Origin of the sequence: Streptomyces kunmingensis, from assembly GCF_039533535.1 — a bacterium.
In the GTDB taxonomy this organism is placed as follows: Bacteria; Actinomycetota; Actinomycetes; order Streptomycetales; family Streptomycetaceae; genus Streptomyces; species Streptomyces kunmingensis.
The window spans coordinates 163,620-186,096 of sequence record NZ_BAAATS010000017.1; the positions used below are offsets into that span (position 1 = coordinate 163,620).

Sequence of the window (22,477 nt, forward strand, 5' to 3'; positions counted from 1 at the left end):
CCGCTCGTGGAGCAGGCTGCCGATGAATCCGCCGACCGCGCCCACTCCGAGACCTGCGGTCATCAGTCCGGTGCGACTCACCGATCGCATGACCTCCGCCTCCCCTTGAGGTGCTGTCAGGTGAATGCGCTCTTCCCGATCGCATCGTAACCACGATGCGATTCGACCGATACCGTAAGAAAGCAAAGAGCGGGCCGTGTTCCGGTACACACCGGACACAACCCGCTCTTCGCTCGCGTAGGGACGGTCAGTCCTGCTCGTCACCCTCGTCGGCCTCGGAAAGACCGTTCTGAAGAACCGGTCCTTCACCCGGGGCGAGCGTGCCGAGGATGCGCTCCAGATCGTCCATCGACGCGAACTCGACGACGATCTTGCCCTTCTTCTGGCCCAGGTCGACCTTCACCCGAGTCTCGAACCGGTCCGAGAGCCTCGTGGCGAGGACGTTCAGCGCCGGAGACACCCGCCCGCCGGCCCTCGGCCCCTTGGCCCGTGCCGTGCTCGTCGGCCGTGAACCCATAAGGGTCACGATCTCCTCGACGGCCCGCACCGAGAGCCCCTCCGCCACGATGCGGTGGGCCAGCCGGTCCTGCTCCTCCGAGTCATCGACGGAGAGCAGGGCACGGGCGTGGCCCGCGGACAGAACGCCTGCCGCGACCCGCCGCTGCACGGCCGGCGACAGCTTCAGCAGACGCAGGGTGTTGGACACCTGCGGACGAGAGCGGCCGATGCGGTCGGCCAGCTGATCGTGAGTGCAGTTGAAGTCCTTGAGCAGCTGGTCGTAGGCGGCAGCCTCTTCCAGCGGGTTCAGCTGCGCACGGTGCAGGTTCTCCAGGAGCGCGTCGAGGAGGAGTTTCTCGTCCTCCGTGGCCCGCACGATGGCCGGGATGCGCTCGAGTCCCGCCTCACGGCAAGCCCTCCAGCGGCGCTCACCCATGATGAGCTCGTAGCGCCCCGGCCCTACCTGCCGTACGACGACCGGCTGCAGCAGGCCGACTTCCTTGATGGACGTGATGAGTTCGGCGAGAGCATCCTCGTCGAACACATCACGCGGCTGCCGCGGGTTGGGCGTGATGGCATCGATCGGCAGCTCGGCGAAGTACGCCCCTGCCGGGCTCTCGAAGTTGTCCACCGCGCTGGTCGGCTCCTCGGTTTCCCGTGAAACCTGGGCCGGCGGCAGCGACGCCACCTTGGCCGCCGCCACTCCCCGCTCCGCTGTCAGCATCGGCAACGCGGCCGGGGAAGCGGAGGCTCCACCCGTCGGCCCTGCCGGCGCCGTCTTCTCGGGCGTGGGGGCAGCCGGGATCAGCGCGCCGAGCCCACGGCCCAGTCCCCTCCGTCGATCGCTCACTGAATACCCTCCGGCGTACTGTGCTGGTCAAGTGATGTGCCCGCATGGGCATGCTGGGCGTCGTAGTGGATCCCGACCCCGCGCAGCGCCATCTCCCGCGCCGCTTCGAGGTAGGAGAGCGCACCGCTCGACCCTGGATCGTAGGTCAGCACCGTCTGGCCATAGCTCGGTGCCTCCGAGATACGGACCGAGCGGGGAATGCTCGTCCGCAGCACCTCGTCGCCGAAGTGGTTACGGACCTCGTCGGCGACCTGGGAAGCCAGCCGCGTGCGTCCGTCGTACATCGTCAGGAGGATCGTCGAGACGTGCAGGGTGGGGTTGAGGTGACCCCGCACAAGATCGACGTTCCGCAGGAGCTGGCCGAGCCCTTCCAGCGCGTAGTACTCGCACTGGATCGGGATGAGCACCTCGGCTCCGGCAACAAGGGCGTTGACCGTGAGGAGACCGAGCGACGGCGGGCAGTCGATGAGGATGTAGTCCAGCGGCTGCTCGTACGCCTGGATGGCTCGCTGTAGCCGGCTCTCCCGTGCGACCAGAGAGACCAGCTCAATCTCCGCACCGGCGAGATCGATGGTGGCCGGAGCGCAGAAGAGGCCCTCGACGTCGGCGACGGGCTGAACCACTTCCGAGAGCGGCCTGCTCTCGACCAGCACGTCGTAGATGGAAGGCACGTCAGCGTGATGGTCGATACCCAGAGCCGTGGAGGCGTTCCCCTGTGGATCCAGGTCGACCACCAGGACGCGTGCGCCGTGCAGCGCGAGCGAGGCCGCGAGGTTGACCGTCGTCGTCGTCTTACCGACCCCGCCCTTCTGGTTGGCCACCACCATGACGCGGGTCTGCTCCGGACGTGGCAGGCCTTCGCCCGCGCGACCAAGAGCTTCTACTGCCAGTTGGGCAGCGCGACCGATGGGTGTGTCGTCCATCGGGGGCGGTGTTTCACGTGAAACATCCTCCCCCACCGACTCGGTGCGGGGACCGGGGACCGGATCGGTCATCGGTCCCGCGATGTTGGCGTCGGACCGCAAGGATTCACTCTCCTCGACTTCAGGCTCGCAATGAACAGAGCCTCCCATGCTGTCGGGGTCGAGAACCAGCGAGGCCCGGTCTTCTGTGGACGAATCCCCTTCTGTGGACAACTCAGTGCCCGAATCGAGGGATCCAAGAGGTCTACGGTCGCGGGGAGCGGCCGCTGAGCGGCCGCGACTGATGATGCCATGCAGCAGTGAGCGACGTTTCACGTGAAACACGATGCACGGCAGCCCGACACACTCCCGCGCGACACCCCGATGTGCGTACGTTTGGCAGCTTGTGTGGAGTACTGCTGGTCCTCAGGACGGATCAGCGGCACTCACCACCACACCGTCCCAGTGATCAACGCCGGCGTCGGGTGCGTCCCGTCCTGGCCGCCTTGGCGCGCTTGGCGGCGAAACGCACACCGCCCGGGCTCTCGCCCACCTCCACCCGCACCACGGTGGACAGCGGATCGACGACACCCTCGCCGACGTGCAGCACCGAGGTCTCGACCGCGCCGAGCTTGCTCAGTGCCGCGCCCGCGCCCTTGAGCTCTTCCTCGGCGGTGTCGCCCTTGAGCGCCAGCATCTCCCCGTACGGCCGGAGCAGGGGCACGCCCCACGCGGCGAGCCGGTCCAGCGGGGCCACGGCCCGAGCCGTCACGACATGGACGGGCGTCAGCTTGCCGAGAACCTCCTCGGCACGGCCGCGGACCACCGTCACATGGTCGAGCCCGAGCAGCTCCACCACTTCGGTCAGGAACGTCGTACGGCGCAGCAGCGGTTCAAGGAGCGTGATCTTCAGGTCAGGACGGACCAGGGCCAGCGGGATGCCCGGCAGCCCGGCACCCGAGCCGACGTCGCACACGGTGACGCCTTCCGGGACCACCTCGGAGAGCACCGCGCAGTTGAGGATGTGCCGCTCCCACAGCCGCGGCACCTCACGAGGGCCGATGAGGCCACGCTGCACCCCCGCGTCGGCGAGAAGCTCCGCGTACCGGACGGCATCCGTAAAGCGCTCGCCGAATACCGCCCGGGCCTGCTCCGGAGCCGGGGGGAGTTCTGCTGACTCCGTCACGGGGACCGTCCTTCCGTACCGCATTACCGCACTGGTGGCTGACTAACAGGCTGACAAAGACCGGCCCCGCCTGCGAACAGACGGGGCCGGGAAGCAACGTACCGATCAGGCAGGAAGCACGACGACGAAGCGCTGCGGCTCCTCGCCCTCGGACTCGCTGCGCAGACCGGCGGCCTTGACGGCGTCGTGCACGACCTTGCGCTCGAACGGCGTCATCGGCGTCATCTTGAGCGGCTCACCGGTGTTCTTCACCTCGGCCGCGGCCTTGGCGCCCTGCTCGGTGAGCTCGGCACGCTTCTTGGCGCGGTACCCGCCGATGTCCAGCATCAGGCGGCTACGGTCGCCCGTCTCACGGTGCACCGCGAGACGGGTCAGCTCCTGGAGGGCTTCGAGGACCTCTCCGTCGCGGCCGACCAGCTTCTGCAGATCGCGACCGCCCGCGTCACTGACGATGGACACGGCGGCACGGTCGGCCTCGACATCCATGTCGATGTCACCGTCGAGGTCGGCGATGTCCAGCAGACCCTCGAGGTAGTCCGCAGCGATCTCGCCCTCCTGCTCGAGGCGGGTCAGGGTGTCGCCACCCTCAGGAGCGGCGGAGGTGGTGCCTTCCGTCACGGGATGGACTCCTTCTTGGGTCGAGGGTTACTTCTTGGACGAGGACTTGGAGCGCTGCTGGCCCTTGCGCTGGCCGGACTTGGCCTTGCTGCGGCCGTTCGAACCACCCGCGGGCGTCGAACCACCGGCGGGCTTGGCGCCGGTCTGCTTGGCCTGAGGAGAAGCGTCCTCTGGCTCGTCCTTCTTCACCAGCGAGGGCTTCGCAGGTGAGGAGGGCTCGGACTTGGCACCGCCTGCGGTGCCGACACCCGTCTGGCGCTGCGACTTCGACTGCCGCTTGGGCTGCTGCCGCTTCGAAGCGCCGGCGGACGTGCCGTCCTCGTCCAGGACCTCGGTCGCGGCGGAGCTCTTCACCACGGTGCCGTCGGCCTGCGCCGCGAGACCGGCCTTGCTCAGGCCGTTGATGAACTTGCGTTCCTGCTCGTTGCGGTCGCGGCCCTTGGCGACGATGCCCTTGACGATGTTGCGCTCACGCTTGGTGCGCGTAGAGCCGTGCGTGACGACGTGCTTCTGAAGACCCTCGAGCATCTTGCCCTGCGCCTTGCTGCCCGGCGTGGGGTTCCTGCTGATCACGTACATCTGCTGGCCCATGGTCCACACGTTGGTGGTCAGCCAGTAGACGAGAACACCGACGGGGAAGTTGATGCCCATGAACAGGAAGATCAGGGGGAAGACGTACATCAGCATCTTCTGCTGCTGCATAAACGGCGTCTTCACCGTGAGGTCGACGTTGCGGGTCATCAGCTGGCGCTGCGTGTAGAACTGCGACGCCGACATCAGAACGATCATGATGGCGGTGACCACGCGGACGTCAGTCAGCGAGGCGCCCATCTTGGCGAGCTCGCTGGCGCTGTCCGTGAACTTGGCGGCCAGCGGAGCACCGAAGATGTGCGCCTTCTGCGCGCTGTCGAGCAGCGACTGGTCGATGACGCCGATCTTCTTGTTGTCGGCGATGCCAGAGAGCGTGTGGTACAGCGCGAAGAAGAACGGGGACTGCACCAGGATGGGAAGGCACGAGGAGAGCGGGTTGGTACCCGTCTCCTTGTACAGCTTCATCATCTCTTCGGACTGACGCTGCTTGTCGTTCTTGTAGCGCTCCTGGATCGCCTTCATCTGCGGCTGGAGCAGCTGCATGTTCCGGGTCGCCTTGATCTGCTTCACGAAGAGCGGGATCAGGCAGATCCGGATCAGCACCACCAGGGACACGATCGACAGACCCCAGGCCCATCCAGTGTCAGGGCCGAAGATGGCCCCGAAGACCTTGTGGAACTGGACGATGACCCAGGACACCGGGGTCGTGAGAAACGCGAAGACACCGGAAATCGCGTTGACGATATCGGAAATCATGTCCCTGATCAGGCTCCTTGGGCATTGGGCGAAGTCGCTGCGGACGGGCTGTCCTGGGCAGAGGGGCTGTCGCCCTCAACGACGGGGGCCGCTTTCTTGTCCCCGCGCAAGGCGTCGCGGAGCATCTCGTGCCAGCGCGGACGCTTGCGTGGTGGAACGTGGTCGACACCGCCGGGCGACCATGGGTTGCACCGAAGGATGCGCCAGGCGGTGAGGGCTGTTCCCTTGATCGCACCGTGCCGGTCGATGGCGGTGAAGCCGTAGTGGGAACACGACGGGTAGTACTTGCACACCGGACCGAGCAGCGGACTGATGGTCCACTGGTAGATCTTGATCAAAGCGAGCAGTGGGTACTTCATCGCGCGCCCCCTCCCAGCAGCCGCTGAAGGGCGGCGTCCAGGTCTCGGGCCAGCTGTGCGTGGGTGGCGTCACCCGCTGAGGGCAACGCGCGTACGACTACCAGGCTACCTGGGGGCAACAAGGCCATTCGGTCGCGCATGAGGTGGCGAAGTCTGCGCTTGACCGTGTTCCGTACTACGGCTACGCCCACGGCTTTGCTCACGACGAAACCCGCACGCGATGGGGAAACGCTCTCCCCAAGCGCGTGCGGGTCCGTTGAACCGCTGCGTAGATGGACGACGAGTAGCGGGCGGCCGGCCCGGCGTCCTCGGCGTACCGCGGTCGCGAAGTCCTCGCGCCGCCTCAGCCGATGCTCGGTAGGCAGCACGTCATGACCTGATTACGAGATCAGGCGGACAGGCTGGCGCGACCCTTGCCACGACGGTTGGCGAGAATCGCACGACCGGCGCGGGTCCGCATGCGAAGGCGGAAACCGTGGGTCTTGGCGCGACGACGGTTGTTCGGCTGGAAGGTGCGCTTGCTCACTCGGGGGCTCCAGAAAATCGTGTGGTGGCGGGACATCGCCTGGCTGTCACCGTGCGCCCACGAGTAGCTCGCAATACGCCCGAGTGCACCGCTATACGGCCCTGGATAACTAGGGGCCGCCATCTTGCCCATCGGAGGCAGGCGGCAGCAGCCATCGACAACTCGACTCGGTCACGTTACGCGCGGCTACGCCATCCGGTCAAACCGGCCTCACGCGCGAGACACTGTCCACAGGCTGGGGACAACAACTTGAACCGCAGCGGTCGCGCTGACTACCGTGGCTGAACTCCGATTCGTTCCCTTCTCACCGCCCCACCCGATTTACTTCTCGATCCGGCTTCGAGCCTCCCACCCAACCCGTCCCAGGAATCAAACGTTCGTGGGACCAGCGAGAGAGCGTGCCCTGTGGCTGACGTACCTGCCGATCTTGCCGCAGTGTGGCCACAAGTTCTGGAGAAACTCCTCGGGGAAGGTCGCGGGCAGGGCGTCGAGACGAAGGACGAACACTGGATCCGGCGCTGCCAGCCCCTGGCCCTGGTCGCCGACACTGCGCTCCTCGCTGTGCCCAACGAATTCGCGAAGGGCGTACTCGAAGGCCGCCTCGCCCCGGTCGTCAGCGCCACGCTGAGCCGCGAGTGCGGGCGCCCCATCCGGATCGCGATCACGGTCGACGACTCCATGGGCGAGGCGCCCGCACCGCCCGCCCCCCCGGTCCAGCAGCAGCGCTACGAGGACACCGAACCGCCTGCCGCTCCCGGCCAGGCCCGGGACTCGTACGAGAGCCGCGACAGCTACGACGGTTACGAGCGACGCGGTCCGGACGAGCACGGCCAGGGCCCGCGCGGCGAGCAGCAGCAGACTCCGCGCGCCGACCAGCTTCCGACCGCCCGGCCCGCCTACCCGGACTATCAGCGCCCTGAGCCCGGTGCCTGGCCGCGGCCGCAGCAGGACGAGTACAGCTGGCAGCAGCCGCGCCTCGGTTTCCCGGAGCGGGACCCCTATGCGTCCCCTCCGCAGCAGCACGACTACCGGCAGCAAGAACGTTCGCCCTACGAGCAGCAGCCGTACGAGTCCGAACGCGGCCGCTACAACCAGCAGCCGGAACGCTCCCCTTACGAGCAGAAGCAGGGGGAGCGCTCCTCTTATGAAGAGCGTCCCTCCTATGACGAGCGGCCTTCTTACGAAGAGCGCGGTTCGTACGAATCCCCGCGCGAGCGCCAACAGCGGCGTGATCCGGGCGAGTTGTCGAGGGGTGGCCGGCATGCCCAGGACGGCGGTCCCTCGGGTCCCGGCCCCGGCGGACGTGGAGTGCCCAGTGGCGCTCCCGGCCCGCTGGCCGCGCAGCCCGCGCCCGCGACGGGCCCCGGCGAGCCCACCGCTCGCCTGAACCCCAAGTACCTCTTCGACACCTTCGTCATCGGCGCCTCGAACCGGTTCGCGCACGCGGCCGCGGTCGCTGTCGCCGAAGCGCCGGCCAAGGCGTACAACCCCTTGTTCATCTACGGGGAGTCGGGGCTCGGCAAGACGCACCTCTTGCACGCCATCGGGCACTACGCCCGTAGTCTCTATCCGGGCACCAGGGTGCGGTACGTGAGCTCGGAGGAGTTCACCAACGAGTTCATCAACTCCATCCGCGACGGCAAGGGCGACAGCTTCCGCAAGCGCTACCGCGAGATGGACATCCTTCTTGTCGACGACATCCAGTTCCTCGCGGACAAGGAGTCGACGCAGGAGGAGTTCTTCCACACCTTCAACACGCTCCACAACGCCAACAAGCAGATCGTGCTGTCCAGCGACCGGCCGCCCAAGCAGCTGGTGACGCTGGAGGACCGGCTGCGCAACCGGTTCGAGTGGGGCCTGATCACGGACGTCCAGCCGCCCGAGCTGGAGACCCGTATCGCGATCCTTCGTAAGAAGGCGGTACAGGAGCAGCTGAACGCGCCGCCGGAGGTGCTCGAGTTCATCGCGTCCCGTATCTCGCGCAACATCCGTGAGCTCGAAGGGGCGTTGATCCGGGTCACGGCCTTCGCGTCGCTCAATCGACAGCCTGTGGACCTGGGACTGACGGAGATCGTCCTCAAGGACCTGATCCCCGGCGGCGAGGACGCCTCTCCGGAGATCACGGCGCCGGCCATCATGGCGGCGACGGCCGACTACTTCGGGCTGACGGTGGAGGACCTCTGCGGCTCCTCCCGCAGCCGTGTCCTGGTCACGGCCCGCCAGATCGCCATGTACCTGTGCCGTGAGCTGACCGACCTCTCGCTGCCGAAGATCGGCGCTCAGTTCGGCGGCCGCGACCACACGACGGTGATGCACGCCGACCGCAAGATCCGGGCTCTGATGGCCGAGCGGCGCTCGATCTACAACCAGGTCACCGAGCTCACCAACCGCATCAAGAACGGCTGACAGCAGACCGGTCACGTCCTCGCAGGGCGCTTCGGGATCGACTCCCGGAGCGCCCTTCTTCGTATGCGCGCACGCTCGCGCCCGCTGATCCGTACGAGTCCGCACTGCGCCGCTGTTCGATTACTGGCCGCGTTACGGGTGTTCTCCACAGATGTGCCGGATTTTTTCGCTCCACAGCCTGGGGACTGGGAAGTTGTCCAGACTGCGTCCACAGCGACGGCTGGTGACATGCCATCAGCCCAGGTCAAGTGGTTGTGGATCGGTGGAAAAAAGATCTCCACAGGCTGTGGACAGATTTTTCTTCCACAGGCTGTGGGGTTCGTTGTCCACCGCCGACCCACAGGATGTCAGCTGTTGTGCACAGCGATCAGGCGCTTCTCCACACCGCTGTCCACTGTTCGGCAACGCGACGCGCCTCGTCACCTCCGCGAGTGAAAGGCGTCACACCGAGGGGGTCGGTTGGCCTGTGGGGAACGCGGGTAAAGCTGGGGACGGCGCTGGGGAGAAGTAGGCCCGGCCTGTGCATCGAATGTGCAGAACTTTTCGCCGTCCACAGAAGAGGGCAGTTGTCCACCGCCTCGGCCCACAGGCCCGGTGGACAAAAAACCGCCTCTGACCTGCGAACTCACGGTTATCCACGGTTTCCACAGCCCCTACTACTACTGACAACTAGAGAGAGCTGGGAATCCGTTTCGAAGTGGGGGCTGTGCACAACTTGCTCCCGGCGGCTCGGCTACCGCTCGGTGCGACTTGACCCCGACAGGCACCGACTGTCAGTGCGGTGCGTCAGACTGGTCCCCGGTGTTCTCCCCATCGGTGGGCCGAGCGACACCACGTCTGACGACGAGACCGATGACCAACGCAGGGCGAGAGCAGCCAGCAATAAGCAGGAGGCGGCTTACGGTGAAGATCCGGGTGGAACGCGACGTACTCGCGGAGGCAGTGGCCTGGGCGGCTCGCAGCCTCCCGGCACGACCGCCTGCGCCTGTCCTCGCTGGCCTTCTCCTGAAGGCCGAGGAGGGCGCACTCAGCCTGTCGAGCTTCGACTACGAGGTCTCGGCACGCGTCTCTGTGGACGCGGAGATCGACGAAGAAGGCACGGTGCTCGTCTCCGGCCGCCTTCTTGCCGACATCTGCCGCGCCCTGCCCAACCGTCCGGTGGAGATCTCCACTGACGGTGTACGAGCCACGGTGGTCTGTGGCTCGTCGCGGTTCACACTCCACACCCTCCCTGTGGAGGAATACCCGGCGCTGCCGCAGATGCCGACCGCCACGGGCACCGTCCCCGGTGAGGTCTTCGCCTCGGCCGCGCAGCAGGTGGCCATCGCCGCCGGCCGGGACGACACGCTGCCCGTCCTCACCGGTGTGCGCATCGAGATCGAGGGCGACACGGTGACGCTGGCCTCCACCGACCGCTACCGCTTCGCGGTCCGCGAGTTCCTGTGGAAGCCGGAGGACCCCGAGGCGTCCGCAGTCGCCCTGGTGCCCGCCAAGACGCTCCTGGACACCGCCAAGGCGCTCACGAGCGGCGACACGGTCACCCTGGCCCTGTCCGGCTCTGGTGCGGGCGAGGGCCTCATCGGCTTCGAGGGCGCGGGCCGCCGCACCACCACGCGCCTCCTGGAAGGCGACCTCCCGAAGTACCGCACGCTGTTCCCGACGGAGTTCAACTCCGTGGCCGTCATCGAGACCGCCCCCTTCGTGGAGGCCGTCAAGCGTGTGGCCCTGGTCGCCGAGCGCAACACTCCGGTGCGGCTCAGCTTCGAGCAGGGTGTGCTCATCCTGGAGGCAGGCTCCAGCGACGACGCACAGGCTGTGGAGAGGGTCGACGCGAACCTGGAGGGCGACGACATCTCGATCGCCTTCAACCCGACGTTCCTGCTGGACGGCCTGAGCGCGATCGACTCCCCGGTCGCCCAGCTGTCGTTCACGACGTCCACCAAGCCCGCGCTGCTCAGCGGCAAGCCGGCCGTGGACGCCGAGGCGGACGACGCGTACAAGTACCTGATCATGCCGGTGCGGCTGTCGGGCTGAGTCGCCGGAGGACCAGGTCGCTCGGGCCCGCCCGAGCGACCCGTTCGTCCACAGGGTGTGCGTGAGCCGCCCCTCGCCCGAAAGGCGTGGGGGGTACCGCCCGGTTTAGGCTCGGACACAGGTACGAGCGCACGGCTACGTGTCGTCCCGCACCGCCTCACGCCCTGTCGCAACGTAAGGAACCACTGATGGAGCTCGGTCTCGTCGGCCTCGGCAAGATGGGCGGCAACATGCGTGAGCGCATCCGCCGCGCAGGCCACACCGTCATCGGCTATGACCGCAACGCGGACCTCGCGGATGTCCATAGCCTCGAAGAGCTTGTGGGCAGTCTGAAGGGCCCGCGTGTGGTGTGGGTGATGGTGCCCGCCGGTGCCGCGACCCAGTCGACCGTCGACGAGCTGAAGGAACTGCTCTCCGAGGGCGACGTCGTCGTCGACGGTGGCAACTCGCGGTGGACGGACGACGAGAAGCACGCGGCCGAGCTGAGCGTCAAGGGCATCGGCTTCGTCGACTGCGGCGTCTCCGGCGGCGTCTGGGGCCTGGAGAACGGCTACGCGCTGATGTACGGCGGCACGGCCGAGGACGTGGCGAAGGTCCAGCCGGTCTTCGACGCCCTCAAGCCCGAGGGCGACTTCGGGTCCGTGCACGCGGGCAAGGTCGGCGCCGGCCACTGCGCCAAGATGGTCCACAACGGCATCGAGTACGCGATGATGCAGGCCTACGCCGAGGGCTGGGAGCTCCTGGAAGCCGTGGACTCGGTGACCGACGTGCGCGAGGTCTTCCGCTCCTGGCAGGAGGGCACGGTCATCCGTTCCTGGCTGCTCGACCTGGCGGTCAACGCCCTCGACGAGGACGAGCACCTGCACAAGCTGCGCGGTTACGCACAGGACTCCGGTGAAGGCCGCTGGACCGTGGAAGCCGCCATCGACAACGCCGTCCCGCTGCCGGCGATCACCGCGTCGCTCTTCGCGCGCTTCGCCTCGCGGCAGGACGACTCGCCGCAGATGAAGATGATCGCCGCGCTGCGCAATCAGTTCGGCGGCCACGCCGTCGAGAAGGCCTGAGACACAGCCGGTTTACGAGCTGAACCGAAACTGATCCAACAGCTGGTCCACAGCAGTCAGCGAATTCTGGGGGAGGTCGGCCCACGACCATGCACGTCACGCATCTGTCGCTGGCCGACTTCCGCTCGTACGCCCGGGCGGAGGTCGCACTCGACCCGGGCGTCACCGCGTTCGTGGGCCCGAACGGGCAGGGAAAGACCAACCTCGTCGAGGCCGTCGGCTACCTCGCCTCGCTGGGCAGCCACCGCGTCTCCTCGGACGCCCCGCTCGTCAGAATGGGCGCCGAGCGCGCCGTCATCCGGGCCCAGGTGCGCCAGGGAGAGCGCCAGCAGCTCGTCGAGCTCGAACTGAACCCCGGTAAGGCCAACCGTGCCCGGATCAACAGGTCGTCGCAGGTCAAGCCGCGTGACGTGCTGGGCATCGTGCGTACCGTGCTGTTCGCTCCCGAGGATCTCGCGCTGATCAAGGGGGACCCCGGTGAGCGCCGCCGCTTCCTCGACGAGCTGATCACCGCCCGCTCCCCCCGCATGGCCGGTGTGCGCTCCGACTACGACCGTGTCCTGAAGCAGCGCAATACGCTCCTGAAGTCCGCGGCGCTGGCCCGTCGGCACGGCGGCCGTTCCATGGACCTCTCCACGCTCGACGTGTGGGACCAGCACCTCGCGCGCGCGGGCGCGGAGCTGCTCGCCCAGCGGCTCGACCTGATCGCGTCACTTCAGCCCCTGGCCGACAAGGCGTACGAACAGCTCGCGCCCGGCGGCGGGCCGGTCGCCCTCGACTACAAGCCGTCCTCGCCGGAGATTGTCGGGCACGCGCGCGAGGAGCTCTACGAGCAGCTTCTCGCCGCCCTTGAAGGCGCGCGCAAGCAGGAGATCGAGCGCGGCGTCACCCTGGTCGGCCCGCACCGCGACGAGATGCTCCTCAAGCTGGGCCAGCTGCCCGCCAAGGGGTACGCGAGCCACGGCGAGTCCTGGTCGTACGCGCTGGCGCTGCGCCTGGCCTCGTACGACCTTCTGAAGGCCGAGGGGAACGAGCCGGTGCTCGTCCTCGACGACGTCTTCGCGGAGCTGGACGCGCGCCGCAGGGAGCGTCTGGCGGAGCTTGTGGCGTCCGGGGAACAGGTCCTGGTGACGGCGGCGGTCGACGACGACGTACCCGGTGTGCTGACCGGCACGCGGTACGTCGTCTCCGAGGGGACGGTGGAGCGGCAGTGAGCGATCGCGTACCCGGTGGAGAGGGAGCGGGGGCCGGAGGGTCCGGAGCCTCCGGGAATCCGCAGGAACCGAAGGCGGTTCCCGAGCCTTCTGGTGTCGATCTCGCCCGTGTCGCTCTCCGTGCGGCGAAAGAGGCCGCACGCGCGCGTGGCGCCGCGGCGCAGCAGAAGAAGCACGTCCGGCGCGGCGGCGGCCTGAGATCGGGAGCGCGGGCCGACGGACGCGATCCGATGGGGCTCGGCCCGGCAATCAACCGGTTGATCACCGAGCGCGGCTGGGAGACGCCGGCCGCGGTCGGCGGCGTCATGGGCCGCTGGCCGGAGATCGTCGGTGAGGAACTGGCCAGGCACTGCGTGCCGCAGAAGTACGACGAGGACGAGCGTGTCCTGGTGGTGCAGTGCGACTCGACGGCATGGGCGACCCAGGTACGGATGCTGGCCGTGCAGCTCGTCAAGCGCCTCAACGAGGACCTCGGGCACGGCACGGTACGCCGTATCGACATCAGGAATCCCGGTGGTGGCCCCCGCCGCTACGGCCCCTTGCGTGCCCCTGGAAGCACTGGTCACGACGACACCTACGGGTGAGACCGCGGCCACGGTTGCGGGGGGTTGACACCCCGAAGCGCTGAGTGCCGCTGTGAGCCTCCTGGAGCCCCGCTCCGCATATGGGGAGTCGGCCGAGACCGGTTGAGGGCGGCACATGCGGACTCAGGTACCGCCAAACCCCCATCACTGTCGGCGCTACCGGTAGACTGGAAGCTAATCCCGCCCCACTTGTGGGACGCACCGAGCAACGCTGACTAGGGCTTACCGAACCAACACGCCGCAGCCGCACCGGCCACCAACCGGGAGCTTGGCTTGTGCTGTGCCAGAAAGGGCGCTTCGTGGCCGATTCCGGCAACCCCAACGAGAACATCCCGTCCACCGACGCAGACGCGCAGGCGCACGTAGACGCAGGCGCTGGCGCAGGCGCGCACGCGCACGTGGGGGCGACAGAAGCCTCCTACGACGCGAGTGCGATCACCGTCCTCGAAGGGCTGGACGCGGTCCGCAAGCGACCCGGCATGTACATCGGCTCGACCGGTGAGCGTGGCCTGCACCACATGGTGCAGGAGGTTGTGGACAACTCCGTCGACGAGGCCCTGGCGGGCCACGCGGACACGATCGACGTCACGATCCTTCCCGACGGCGGCGTCCGCGTCATCGACAACGGCCGCGGCATCCCCGTCGGCATCATCCCTTCCGAGGGCAAGCCGGCCGTCGAGGTCGTGCTGACCGTCCTGCACGCGGGCGGCAAGTTCGGCGGCGGCGGCTACGCCGTCTCCGGTGGTCTGCACGGCGTGGGCGTCTCCGTGGTGAACGCGCTGTCCACCAAGGTCTCCGTCGACATCAGGACCGAGGGACACCGCTGGACGCAGGACTACAAGGCGGGCGTGCCGACCGCGCCGCTCGCCAAGCACGAGGCCACCGAGGAGACCGGCACCACGGTCACCTTCTGGGCCGACGGCGACATCTTCGAGACCACTGAGTACTCCTTCGAAACGCTGTCGCGGCGCTTCCAGGAGATGGCCTTCCTCAACAAGGGCCTGACGATCAAGCTCACGGACGAGCGCGACTCGGCCAAGGCCGTCGTGGGCGCCGACACCGCCGACGCCCCTGAGGACGGCGAAGCGCGCTCGGTGACGTACCACTACGAAGGCGGCATCGTCGACTTCGTGAAGTACCTCAACTCCCGTAAGGGCGAGGTCGTCCACCCCACCGTGATCGACATTGAGGCCGAGGACAAGGAGAAGCTCCTTTCCGTCGAGGTCGCGATGCAGTGGAACACCAGCTACAGCGAGGGCGTCTACTCCTTCGCGAACACGATCCACACGCACGAGGGCGGCACGCACGAGGAGGGCTTCCGCGCCGCGCTGACCGGTCTCATCAACCGGTACGCGCGCGACAAGAAGCTGCTGCGCGAGAAGGACGACAACCTCACGGGTGACGACATCCGCGAGGGTCTGACCGCCATCCTCTCGGTCAAGCTGGGCGAGCCGCAGTTCGAGGGCCAGACCAAGACCAAGCTGGGCAACACCGAGGCCAAAACGTTCGTCCAGAAGGTCGTGCACGAGCACCTCACGGACTGGCTGGACCGGAACCCGGTCGAGGCCTCGGACATCATCCGCAAGTCCATCCAGGCGGCCACCGCGCGCGTGGCGGCCCGCAAGGCGCGCGACCTGACCCGGCGCAAGGGCCTGCTCGAGTCCGCGTCCCTGCCGGGCAAGCTTTCCGACTGCCAGTCGAACGACCCCACCAAGTGCGAGATCTTCATCGTCGAGGGTGACTCCGCCGGTGGTTCGGCCAAGTCCGGCCGTAACCCGCAGTACCAGGCGATCCTCCCGATCCGAGGCAAGATCCTCAACGTCGAGAAGGCGCGGATCGACAAGATCCTGCAGAACCAGGAGATCCAGGCGCTGATCTCCGCCTTCGGTACCGGGGTCCACGAGGACTTCGACATCGAGAAGCTCCGCTACCACAAGATCATCTTGATGGCGGACGCCGACGTCGACGGTCAGCACATCAACACCCTGCTGCTGACCTTCCTCTTCCGCTTCATGCGGCCCCTGGTCGAGGCCGGCCACGTGTTCCTCTCGCGGCCGCCCCTGTACAAGATCAAGTGGGGTCGTGAGGACTTCGAGTACGCGTACTCGGACCGCGAGCGCGACGCCCTGATCGAGCTGGGCAGGCAGGCCGGCAAGCGCATCCGCGACGACTCGGTCCAGCGATTCAAGGGTCTCGGTGAGATGAACGCCGAGGAGCTGCGCATCACCACGATGGACCAGGAGCACCGGGTGCTCGGCCAGGTCACCCTGGACGACGCCGCCCAGGCCGACGACCTGTTCTCCGTCCTCATGGGCGAGGACGTGGAGGCACGCCGCTCGTTCATCCAGCGCAACGCCAAGGACGTCCGCTTCCTCGACATCTGAGTCGGTCTCAGCTGACCGCCGCAGAAAGGATCTTCACTAGCAATGGCCGACGAGAACACTCCGGTTCCCTCCGAGGAGGGCACCGACATCGCGATGCGGATCGAGCCCGTCGGGCTCGAGACGGAGATGCAGCGCTCCTACCTCGACTACGCGATGTCCGTCATCGTGTCCCGCGCGCTGCCCGACGTACGTGACGGACTCAAGCCCGTCCACCGCCGTGTCCTGTACGCCATGTACGACGGCGGCTACCGGCCCGAGAAGGGCTTCTACAAGTGCGCCCGCGTCGTCGGTGACGTCATGGGCAACTACCACCCGCACGGCGACTCCTCGATCTACGACGCCCTGGTCCGCCTGGCGCAGCCGTGGTCGATGCGCATGCCGCTGGTGGACTCCAACGGCAACTTCGGCTCCCCGGGCAACGACCCCGCGGCCGCCATGCGGTACACCGAGTGCAAGATGGCGCCGCTGTCCATGGAGATGGTCCGTGACATCGACGAGGAGACCGTCGACTTCACGGACAACTACGACGGCCGCTCCCAGGAGCCGACCGTCCTCCCGGCCCGCTTCCCGAACCTGCTGATCAACGGCTCGGCCGGCATCGCGGTCGGCATGGCGACCAACATCCCGCCGCACAACCTGCGCGAGGTCGCGGCCGGCGCCCAGTGGTGCCTGGAGAACCCGGAGGCCTCGCACGAGGAGCTCCTGGACGCCCTCATCGAGCGCATCAAGGGCCCCGACTTCCCGACCGGCGCCCTTGTAGTGGGCCGCAAGGGCATCGAGGAGGCGTACCGCACCGGCCGTGGCTCCATCACGATGCGCGCGGTCGTCGAGGTCGAGGAGATCCAGAACCGCCAGTGCCTGGTGGTCACCGAACTCCCCTACCAGGTCAATCCGGACAACCTCGCGCAGAAGATCGCCGACCTCGTGAAGGACGGCAAGGTCGGCGGTATCGCCGACGTCCGCGACGAGACGAGCTCGCGTACCGGTCAGCGCCTGGTCATCGTCCTGAAGCGGGACGCCGTCGCCAAGGTCGTGCTGAACAACCTGTACAAGCACACCGACCTGCAGACGAACTTCGGCGCCAACATGCTGGCGCTGGTCGACGGCGTACCGCGCACGCTGTCGCTGGACGCGTTCATCCGCCACTGGGTGAGCCACCAGGTCGAGGTCATCGTCCGGCGCACCAAGTTCCGGCTGCGCAAGGCCGAGGAGCGCGCGCACATCCTGCGTGGCCTCCTGAAGGCCCTGGACGCCATCGACGAGGTCATCGCCCTCATCCGGCGCAGTGACACCGTAGAGATCGCGCGAGAGGGCCTCATGGGCCTTCTGGAGATCGACGAGATCCAGGCCAACGCCATCCTCGAGATGCAGCTGCGCCGGCTCGCCGCCCTGGAGCGCCAGAAGATCGTCGCGGAGCACGACGAACTCCAGCAGAAGATCAACGAGTACAACGCGATCCTGGCCTCGCCCGAGCGGCAGCGCCAGATCATCAGCGAGGAACTGCAGGCGATCGTCGACAAGTTCGGCGAGGACCGGCGCTCCAAGCTGGTGCCCTTCGACGGCGACATGTCCATGGAGGACCTGATCGCCGAAGAGGACATCGTCGTCACCATCACGCGTGGCGGGTACGTCAAGCGCACGAAGACGGTCGACTACCGCTCGCAGAAGCGCGGCGGCAAGGGCGTGCGCGGCACGAAGCTCAAGGAAGACGACATCGTCGACCACTTCTTCGTGTCGACGACGCACCACTGGCTGCTGTTCTTCACCAACAAGGGCCGCGTGTACCGCGCCAAGGCGTACGAGCTCCCGGACGCCGGCCGTGACGCACGTGGGCAGCACGTGGCGAACCTGCTCGCCTTCCAGCCCGATGAGGCGATCGCGGAGATCCTCGCGATCCGCGACTACGATGCGGCGCCTTATCTGGTTCTCGCCACAAAGGCGGGCCTCGTCAAGAAGACGTCCCTGAAGGACTACGACTCGCCCCGGTCCGGCGGTGTCATCGCCATCAACCTCCGTGAGACGGCGGACGGTTCGGACGACGAGCTGATCGGCGCCGAACTGGTCTCGGCCGAGGACGATCTGCTGCTCATCAGTAAGAAGGCGCAGTCGATCCGGTTCACCGCCACGGACGACGCACTGCGTCCGATGGGCCGTGCCACTTCGGGTGTCAAGGGCATGAGTTTCCGCGAGAGCGACGAACTGCTCTCGATGAATGTCGTCCGGCCAGGTACGTTCGTCTTCACCGCCACCGACGGTGGGTACGCCAAGCGGACCAACGTCGACGAGTACCGCGTCCAGGGTCGCGGTGGCCTCGGCATCAAGGCCGCCAAGATCGTGGAGGACCGTGGTTCGCTGGTCGGCGCGCTGGTGGTCGAGGAGACCGATGAGATCCTTGCCATCACGCTGTCGGGCGGTGTGATTCGTACGCGAGTCAACGAGGTCAGGGAGACCGGCCGTGACACCATGGGCGTTCAACTGATCAACCTGGGCAAGCGCGATGCCGTGGTCGGTATCGCTCGTAACGCCGAGGCCGGTCGTGAGGCCGAGGAGGTCGAGGCTGTCGCCGCGGACGCGGACGGCCCTGTGACCGACGAAGCGGCCCAGGACGAGACGGTCGTCGGAACGGACGAGGGCGAGCAGTCCTCGGCCGAGTAGCGCGAGGAGAGAGTCATCGTGAGCGGAGCCACGGGCGCAGGTTCTGCCGGTGTACCCACCGGTACGGAAACCGAGGGCGGCCGTGGCTCCTCTCATGACTCGAAGGACTCGCACGAGTCTCATGGATCCCAGGGGGGAACTGTGACGGACACCCGAGGTTCGCAGGCCCAGCCGTACATGGACGGTGGCGGCGCCCTGCCCGGGGAAAGGCAGCAGCCGCAGCAGTCGGCGCAGCCGTACCACCCGCCGCAGGCGTATCAGAATGCGCCGGCCGGAGCGGTGCGCAGGCCGCGCACCGGGGCGCGCACCACCCCGCGCACCCGCAAGGCACGCCTGCGCGTGGCCAAGGCGGACCCGTGGTCGGTGATGAAGGTCAGCTTCCTGCTGTCCATCGCGCTCGGCATCTGCACAATCATCGCGGCCGCGGTGCTGTGGATGGTCATGGACGCCATGGGCGTCTTCTCCACGGTCGGCGGCACGCTTTCCGAGGCCACGGGCTCCAACGAGTCCAACGGCTTCGACCTGCAGTCGTTCCTCTCGCTGCCGCGCGTGCTGATGTTCACGACGGTCATCGCGGTCATCGACGTCGTCCTGGCGACGGCTCTCGCGACGCTCGGCGCGTTCATCTACAACCTCTCCGCGGGCTTCGTCGGCGGTGTCGAGCTCACCCTCGCCGAGGACGAGTAAGCGGTCCCACAGGCTCGGAAGAGCCGCTGGTGGGCGGGCCAGGACTATCGATTTTGGGACTGGCCCCCTGGTGCGCTAATCTTCAGAGGTCAGCGCGCGGGACACACACCGCAGAGCGCGGCGGGGCTATAGCTCAGTTGGTTAGAGCGCATCCCTGATAAGGATGAGGCCACAGGTTCAAATCCTGTTAGCCCCACATTTGACAAGACCCTCAGTCGATATCGACTGGGGGTCTTTGCTTGTTCGTCCGTCCCGGACATGCCGAAAGAGCCCGCTCAGCCGAAGGAGATGGCTGGGGCCTCGATAGGGCTCTGTGTGTCTGCTGTTGTACCTGCACGCGGCTTCGTACGTAGGCGGCGTATGAGAAGCCGCCCTCTATGGCCGCGCCAGGGGCTCGTAGGCCCCGTTGTGCCTCGTGGTGCTTCTGCTGGTCTTGCGTCCTGCGTTCTCGCGTTCTGACGGTCCTGCGGTCTTGCGTTCCGACGGTCCTGCGTCCCTGCGGTTCCTGCGTTCCTGCGGTTCCTGCGTTCCTGCGTTCCTGCGGTTCCTGCGTTCCTGCGGTTCCTGCGTTCCTACTGTTCCTGCGTTCCTACTGTTCCTGCGTTCCTACTGTTCTTGCTGTTCTTCCTGGGTGTCCCGCTTCGTGAGCCGGACGGATGGTTCTGCTACGGCTGCGGCTACGCCGTGAGCGCTTCGGCCTGCAGTCCCGCGTCGCCCTCGGACTGCTCGCTGTCGGCCGGCGGGCGGTGGCGGCAGCTCGGGGAGGAACCGTGGGCCTCGGCGCGGATCCGCTGCTTCATCGTCGGTGGCAGGGACCGCTTGAAGGTCCAGAAGGGCCGGGCCGACGTGGCGGCGGGGGCGCTCACCGCCGCGCTGCGGGCTTCCTCCGTCTGCTGTACGGGAGTGGCCGCGGCGGCCGGGGAGACGAGGCCGAGCGCGGAGAAGAGCGCGATGAAGGCAGAGATGACGACTGTCCACAGCGTCATGACCCGGTTCTTGGTCATGGTCCCTCACTTTCAGGTTGGGCGATTTGCGTACTTTCCTCATGATGTGTATGCAGCGCCAGGAGTGAAGGACCGACGCTCGTGGCGCGTCGATCTTCAGATCAACACCACTCGGATGGGCGCAAGGGGGATAAATCGCCGCTGATGTGAAGTAAGTACCGTTCTGCGTGGTGGTGGGTGGTCGTCCGTGGAGTGTGATCATCCGGTTCTACTGCTCTGTTCTGGGCCGGAGTTGAGGTGCGGATCCAGGTCACCGATCGGTATCGGTCGGTGTGTATAGTCGGGCGGCAGAAGTCCCCTACGCCAAGGAAAGACGAGGTCGCGCGGTGAAGAAGCTTCTCCTGGTCGCACTGGCCGCCATCGGCGGGCTCCTCGTGTACCGCCAGATCCAGGCGGATCGCGCCGAGCAGGATCTGTGGACGGAGGCGACTGACTCCGTGCCCACGGGTTCGTGAGTATCGACAACAGTCTCTTCGCAGGCCCCGGTCGCAACAGCGGCCGGGGCTTTGTGCTGTCCGGACCCGTACGCCCCGCCTTGCGAGCGGCACAGAGCGACGCTATCCACGTAAGCGACGTCACTTCATACAGCAGCGAATGAGTGGCGGGATTCCGGCGCACGGCGGACGTAACGCGCCCCGGAACGGCAGGATGACCCCCCATGGGGAGACTCATGAGGCGGTTGGTGGAGGAATGGCGCGGTCGAACGGTGTCGGCGGCCGCCGTCGGCGCGGGGCTGTGCGCGGTACTTGCGCTGCCCGGGGCGACGGTGGCGGTGGCGGCCGGCGAGACCGATCCGTACGTCTACGCCGAGGACGCCCGAAAAGTACCCGGGGCGCAGAACAGCACTGACGCGCCGCGGATCAGGACGGGCGAGACGTATCGCAGTTCGATCGGTACCGGGACGGACGGTGCCGCGTACTACCGCGTCGAGCTGGACGGAGCCGCCAGCGCCTACGTGTCGGTGGTCGCCGTGCCGCCGTTGGGGCCCGAGGTGAAGGCGACCTACTCGGACGGGATCACCGTGCGGCTTCAGGATCGCAACGGGAACCGCTGCGACTCCGAACGTGCCACGTTCCGCTCCGGGGCCTACCCGCGGCCCGTCGCGGCCGCCGCCCAGCGTCTCGTACGGCCAGGAGGGCTGCGCTGTCAGGCGGCGGGGACCTACTACGTAGTAGTGGAGCGGAAGGCGGACGCCGCGTCCACCCAGGAGGCGTGGGGGCTCGAACTGAAGGTGGCCACTGAACCGGGGCTGGTGTCCGCGACACGCACCGAGGGGCCCAAGGCCTGGCCGTCAGCCACTGTGCAGCCGCCGACGGGCAAGGCCGTACGCCGCACGGGCGGGACCGGCTTCAACGACGCGGTCGCCCTGCGGGGCGGGGTGTGGAAGGACGGCATCCGGCCCGGCGACAGCCACTTCTACCGAGTGCCGGTGGACTGGGGGCAGCAGCTCTTCCTGGACGCCGAGCTGGGCAGTTCCGCGGGGGACGGGTCGCGTCGGGGGATCGTGACCGGGGCGCTCGACATGGAGCTGTACAACCCGGCGCGGGCGGCGGTCGTGGCGAAGGAGGCGTCGTACGCGGGCTCTCCGGCGTCCGCCACGTTCGATCCGCTGCCGCCCGTGGCGTACGAGAACCGCTATCTGATGCGCGACGACCAGGCGGCGATGCGGATGGCCGGCTGGTACTACCTCAAGGTCACCCTGAATCCGGCGATGGCGGGCAAGTTCGGGGACAAGGAGTCCGGGCTGACGCTGCGCGTGACGGTCGACGGCGAGGAGGGGCAGCAGCCCGACTATGTGCGGGACCCGGGGGAGTTCCAGGTCACGGCCAAGGACCGGGAGGCGGCGGAGCAGGGGGAGGGCGGCGCCGTCTGGAAGGGGTCGGGCACGGGCCACGGCGATGCCGGGGGAGGTTCCGGCGCCGACTCGTCCGGGGGCGCGAGTGACGGAGGGGACAACTCCGGTTCCGAGGAGGGTGCTTCGGGCTCGTCACCTTCCCCTGCTTCTGCCGCCTCGTCCACGCCGCCGGTGGACGGGCGGATGGTGTTGCTGGGGGTGGCCGGGATCGGGACGGGGACAGCGTTGGTGCTGTGGCTGGGGGTGTGGAAGGTGGTGGCGGTGCGGAGGGTACGGGGGTGAGGGACTGAAGGAGGCCGGGCCG

Annotated in this window: 19 protein-coding genes and 1 tRNA gene; 11 read left to right on the plus strand and 9 right to left on the minus strand. The window is 67.4% G+C overall.

The genetic code is table 11. The features are described 5' to 3' along the window. Positions 1 to 247: 247 nt before the first annotated feature. From ABD366_RS20165 to rpmH, 8 genes are all read right to left on the minus strand, one after another. A complete protein-coding gene (locus ABD366_RS20165) occupies positions 248 to 1,348 on the minus strand; it encodes a ParB/RepB/Spo0J family partition protein (protein WP_324774660.1) in 1,101 nt (366 codons plus the stop codon). Beyond that, positions 1,345 to 2,421, minus strand: coding sequence for an AAA family ATPase (locus ABD366_RS20170; RefSeq protein ID WP_324774847.1), 1,077 nt, complete (start codon positions 2,419 to 2,421; stop codon positions 1,345 to 1,347). The genes ABD366_RS20165 and ABD366_RS20170 overlap by 4 nt, the downstream gene beginning before the upstream one ends. Positions 2,422 to 2,719: 298 nt before the next feature. Continuing rightward, positions 2,720 to 3,436 (minus strand): 16S rRNA (guanine(527)-N(7))-methyltransferase RsmG, encoded by a 717-nt coding sequence (gene rsmG / locus ABD366_RS20175; protein WP_324774658.1) that lies wholly within the window; start codon positions 3,434 to 3,436, stop codon positions 2,720 to 2,722. 105 nt (positions 3,437 to 3,541) lie between these two features. After that, positions 3,542 to 4,054, minus strand: a complete 513-nt coding sequence (locus ABD366_RS20180; RefSeq protein WP_324774656.1) for a Jag family protein — start codon at positions 4,052 to 4,054, stop codon at positions 3,542 to 3,544. Between the two features lie 27 nt (positions 4,055 to 4,081). After that, positions 4,082 to 5,401, minus strand: coding sequence for a membrane protein insertase YidC (yidC, locus tag ABD366_RS20185; RefSeq protein ID WP_324774654.1), 1,320 nt, complete (start codon positions 5,399 to 5,401; stop codon positions 4,082 to 4,084). An 8-nt stretch (positions 5,402 to 5,409) separates the two neighbouring features. Beyond that, entirely contained in the window at positions 5,410 to 5,760 is a 351-nt protein-coding gene (gene yidD / locus ABD366_RS20190) for a membrane protein insertion efficiency factor YidD (protein ID WP_324774652.1), read from the minus strand. Next, positions 5,757 to 6,128 (minus strand): ribonuclease P protein component, encoded by a 372-nt coding sequence (gene rnpA, locus ABD366_RS20195; RefSeq protein WP_324774650.1) that lies wholly within the window; start codon positions 6,126 to 6,128, stop codon positions 5,757 to 5,759. Before rnpA ends, yidD begins: the two co-directional genes overlap by 4 nt. A gap of 20 nt (positions 6,129 to 6,148) precedes the next feature. Then, positions 6,149 to 6,286 carry a 50S ribosomal protein L34 gene (gene rpmH, locus ABD366_RS20200; RefSeq protein ID WP_006381191.1) on the minus strand — a complete coding sequence of 46 codons (138 nt, stop codon included), beginning with the start codon at positions 6,284 to 6,286 and terminating at the stop codon, positions 6,149 to 6,151. A 405-nt stretch (positions 6,287 to 6,691) separates the two neighbouring features. Here rpmH and dnaA point away from each other — a divergent pair, with 405 nt between their 5' ends. From dnaA to ABD366_RS20245, 9 genes are all read left to right on the plus strand, one after another. Beyond that, positions 6,692 to 8,692, plus strand: coding sequence for a chromosomal replication initiator protein DnaA (dnaA, locus tag ABD366_RS20205; RefSeq protein ID WP_324774646.1), 2,001 nt, complete (start codon positions 6,692 to 6,694; stop codon positions 8,690 to 8,692). 903 nt (positions 8,693 to 9,595) lie between these two features. After that, the gene (dnaN, locus tag ABD366_RS20210) at positions 9,596 to 10,726 is read left to right on the plus strand and encodes a DNA polymerase III subunit beta (protein ID WP_018529725.1); all 1,131 of its coding nucleotides are present in this window, start codon (positions 9,596 to 9,598) and stop codon (positions 10,724 to 10,726) included. Between the two features lie 188 nt (positions 10,727 to 10,914). After that, entirely contained in the window at positions 10,915 to 11,790 is an 876-nt protein-coding gene (gnd, locus tag ABD366_RS20215; protein WP_324774643.1) for a phosphogluconate dehydrogenase (NAD(+)-dependent, decarboxylating), read from the plus strand. Between the two features lie 89 nt (positions 11,791 to 11,879). Then, complete coding sequence (gene recF, locus ABD366_RS20220; RefSeq protein ID WP_324774641.1) at positions 11,880 to 13,004, plus strand: DNA replication/repair protein RecF; 1,125 nt, start codon at positions 11,880 to 11,882, stop codon at positions 13,002 to 13,004. Further along, on the plus strand, positions 13,001 to 13,588 hold the full coding sequence (locus ABD366_RS20225; protein WP_324774639.1) for a DciA family protein: 588 nt from the start codon (positions 13,001 to 13,003) through the stop codon (positions 13,586 to 13,588). Before recF ends, ABD366_RS20225 begins: the two co-directional genes overlap by 4 nt. Positions 13,589 to 13,863: 275 nt before the next feature. Then, positions 13,864 to 15,972, plus strand: coding sequence for a DNA topoisomerase (ATP-hydrolyzing) subunit B (gene gyrB / locus ABD366_RS20230; protein WP_324774636.1), 2,109 nt, complete (start codon positions 13,864 to 13,866; stop codon positions 15,970 to 15,972). A gap of 42 nt (positions 15,973 to 16,014) precedes the next feature. After that, on the plus strand, positions 16,015 to 18,627 hold the full coding sequence (gene gyrA, locus ABD366_RS20235) for a DNA gyrase subunit A (protein WP_324774634.1): 2,613 nt from the start codon (positions 16,015 to 16,017) through the stop codon (positions 18,625 to 18,627). Between the two features lie 18 nt (positions 18,628 to 18,645). Further along, entirely contained in the window at positions 18,646 to 19,314 is a 669-nt protein-coding gene (locus ABD366_RS20240) for a DUF3566 domain-containing protein (RefSeq protein WP_324774633.1), read from the plus strand. Positions 19,315 to 19,436: 122 nt separating this feature from the next. After that, positions 19,437 to 19,510: transfer RNA gene (locus ABD366_RS20245), tRNA-Ile, on the plus strand. Positions 19,511 to 19,991: 481 nt separating this feature from the next. On the opposite strand, the gene ABD366_RS20250 is transcribed toward ABD366_RS20245, so the two are convergent. Further along, on the minus strand, positions 19,992 to 20,318 hold the full coding sequence (locus ABD366_RS20250; protein WP_324774631.1) for a DUF6344 domain-containing protein: 327 nt from the start codon (positions 20,316 to 20,318) through the stop codon (positions 19,992 to 19,994). Positions 20,319 to 20,644: 326 nt separating this feature from the next. On the opposite strand from ABD366_RS20250, the gene ABD366_RS20255 reads away from it, so the two are divergent. Next, positions 20,645 to 20,773 carry a DLW-39 family protein gene (locus ABD366_RS20255; protein WP_003999697.1) on the plus strand — a complete coding sequence of 43 codons (129 nt, stop codon included), beginning with the start codon at positions 20,645 to 20,647 and terminating at the stop codon, positions 20,771 to 20,773. A gap of 215 nt (positions 20,774 to 20,988) precedes the next feature. After that, positions 20,989 to 22,455, plus strand: coding sequence for a hypothetical protein (locus tag ABD366_RS20260; protein ID WP_324774612.1), 1,467 nt, complete (start codon positions 20,989 to 20,991; stop codon positions 22,453 to 22,455). The last annotated feature ends 22 nt before the right edge of the window (positions 22,456 to 22,477 follow it).

Bases quoted from the DNA above. Each gene is read 5' to 3' on its own strand.
- ABD366_RS20260 (WP_324774612.1), top strand. From the start codon at position 20,989: ATGAGGCGGTTGGTGGAGGAATGGCGCGGTCGAACGGTGTCGGCGGCC.
- ABD366_RS20170 (WP_324774847.1), bottom strand. From the start codon at position 2,421: ATGGGAGGCTCTGTTCATTGCGAGCCTGAAGTCGAGGAGAGTGAATCC.
- gyrA (WP_324774634.1), top strand. From the start codon at position 16,015: ATGGCCGACGAGAACACTCCGGTTCCCTCCGAGGAGGGCACCGACATC.
- recF (WP_324774641.1), top strand. From the start codon at position 11,880: ATGCACGTCACGCATCTGTCGCTGGCCGACTTCCGCTCGTACGCCCGG.
- yidD (WP_324774652.1), bottom strand. From the start codon at position 5,760: ATGAAGTACCCACTGCTCGCTTTGATCAAGATCTACCAGTGGACCATC.
- yidC (WP_324774654.1), bottom strand. From the start codon at position 5,401: ATGATTTCCGATATCGTCAACGCGATTTCCGGTGTCTTCGCGTTTCTC.
- gnd (WP_324774643.1), top strand. From the start codon at position 10,915: ATGGAGCTCGGTCTCGTCGGCCTCGGCAAGATGGGCGGCAACATGCGT.
- ABD366_RS20250 (WP_324774631.1), bottom strand. From the start codon at position 20,318: ATGACCAAGAACCGGGTCATGACGCTGTGGACAGTCGTCATCTCTGCC.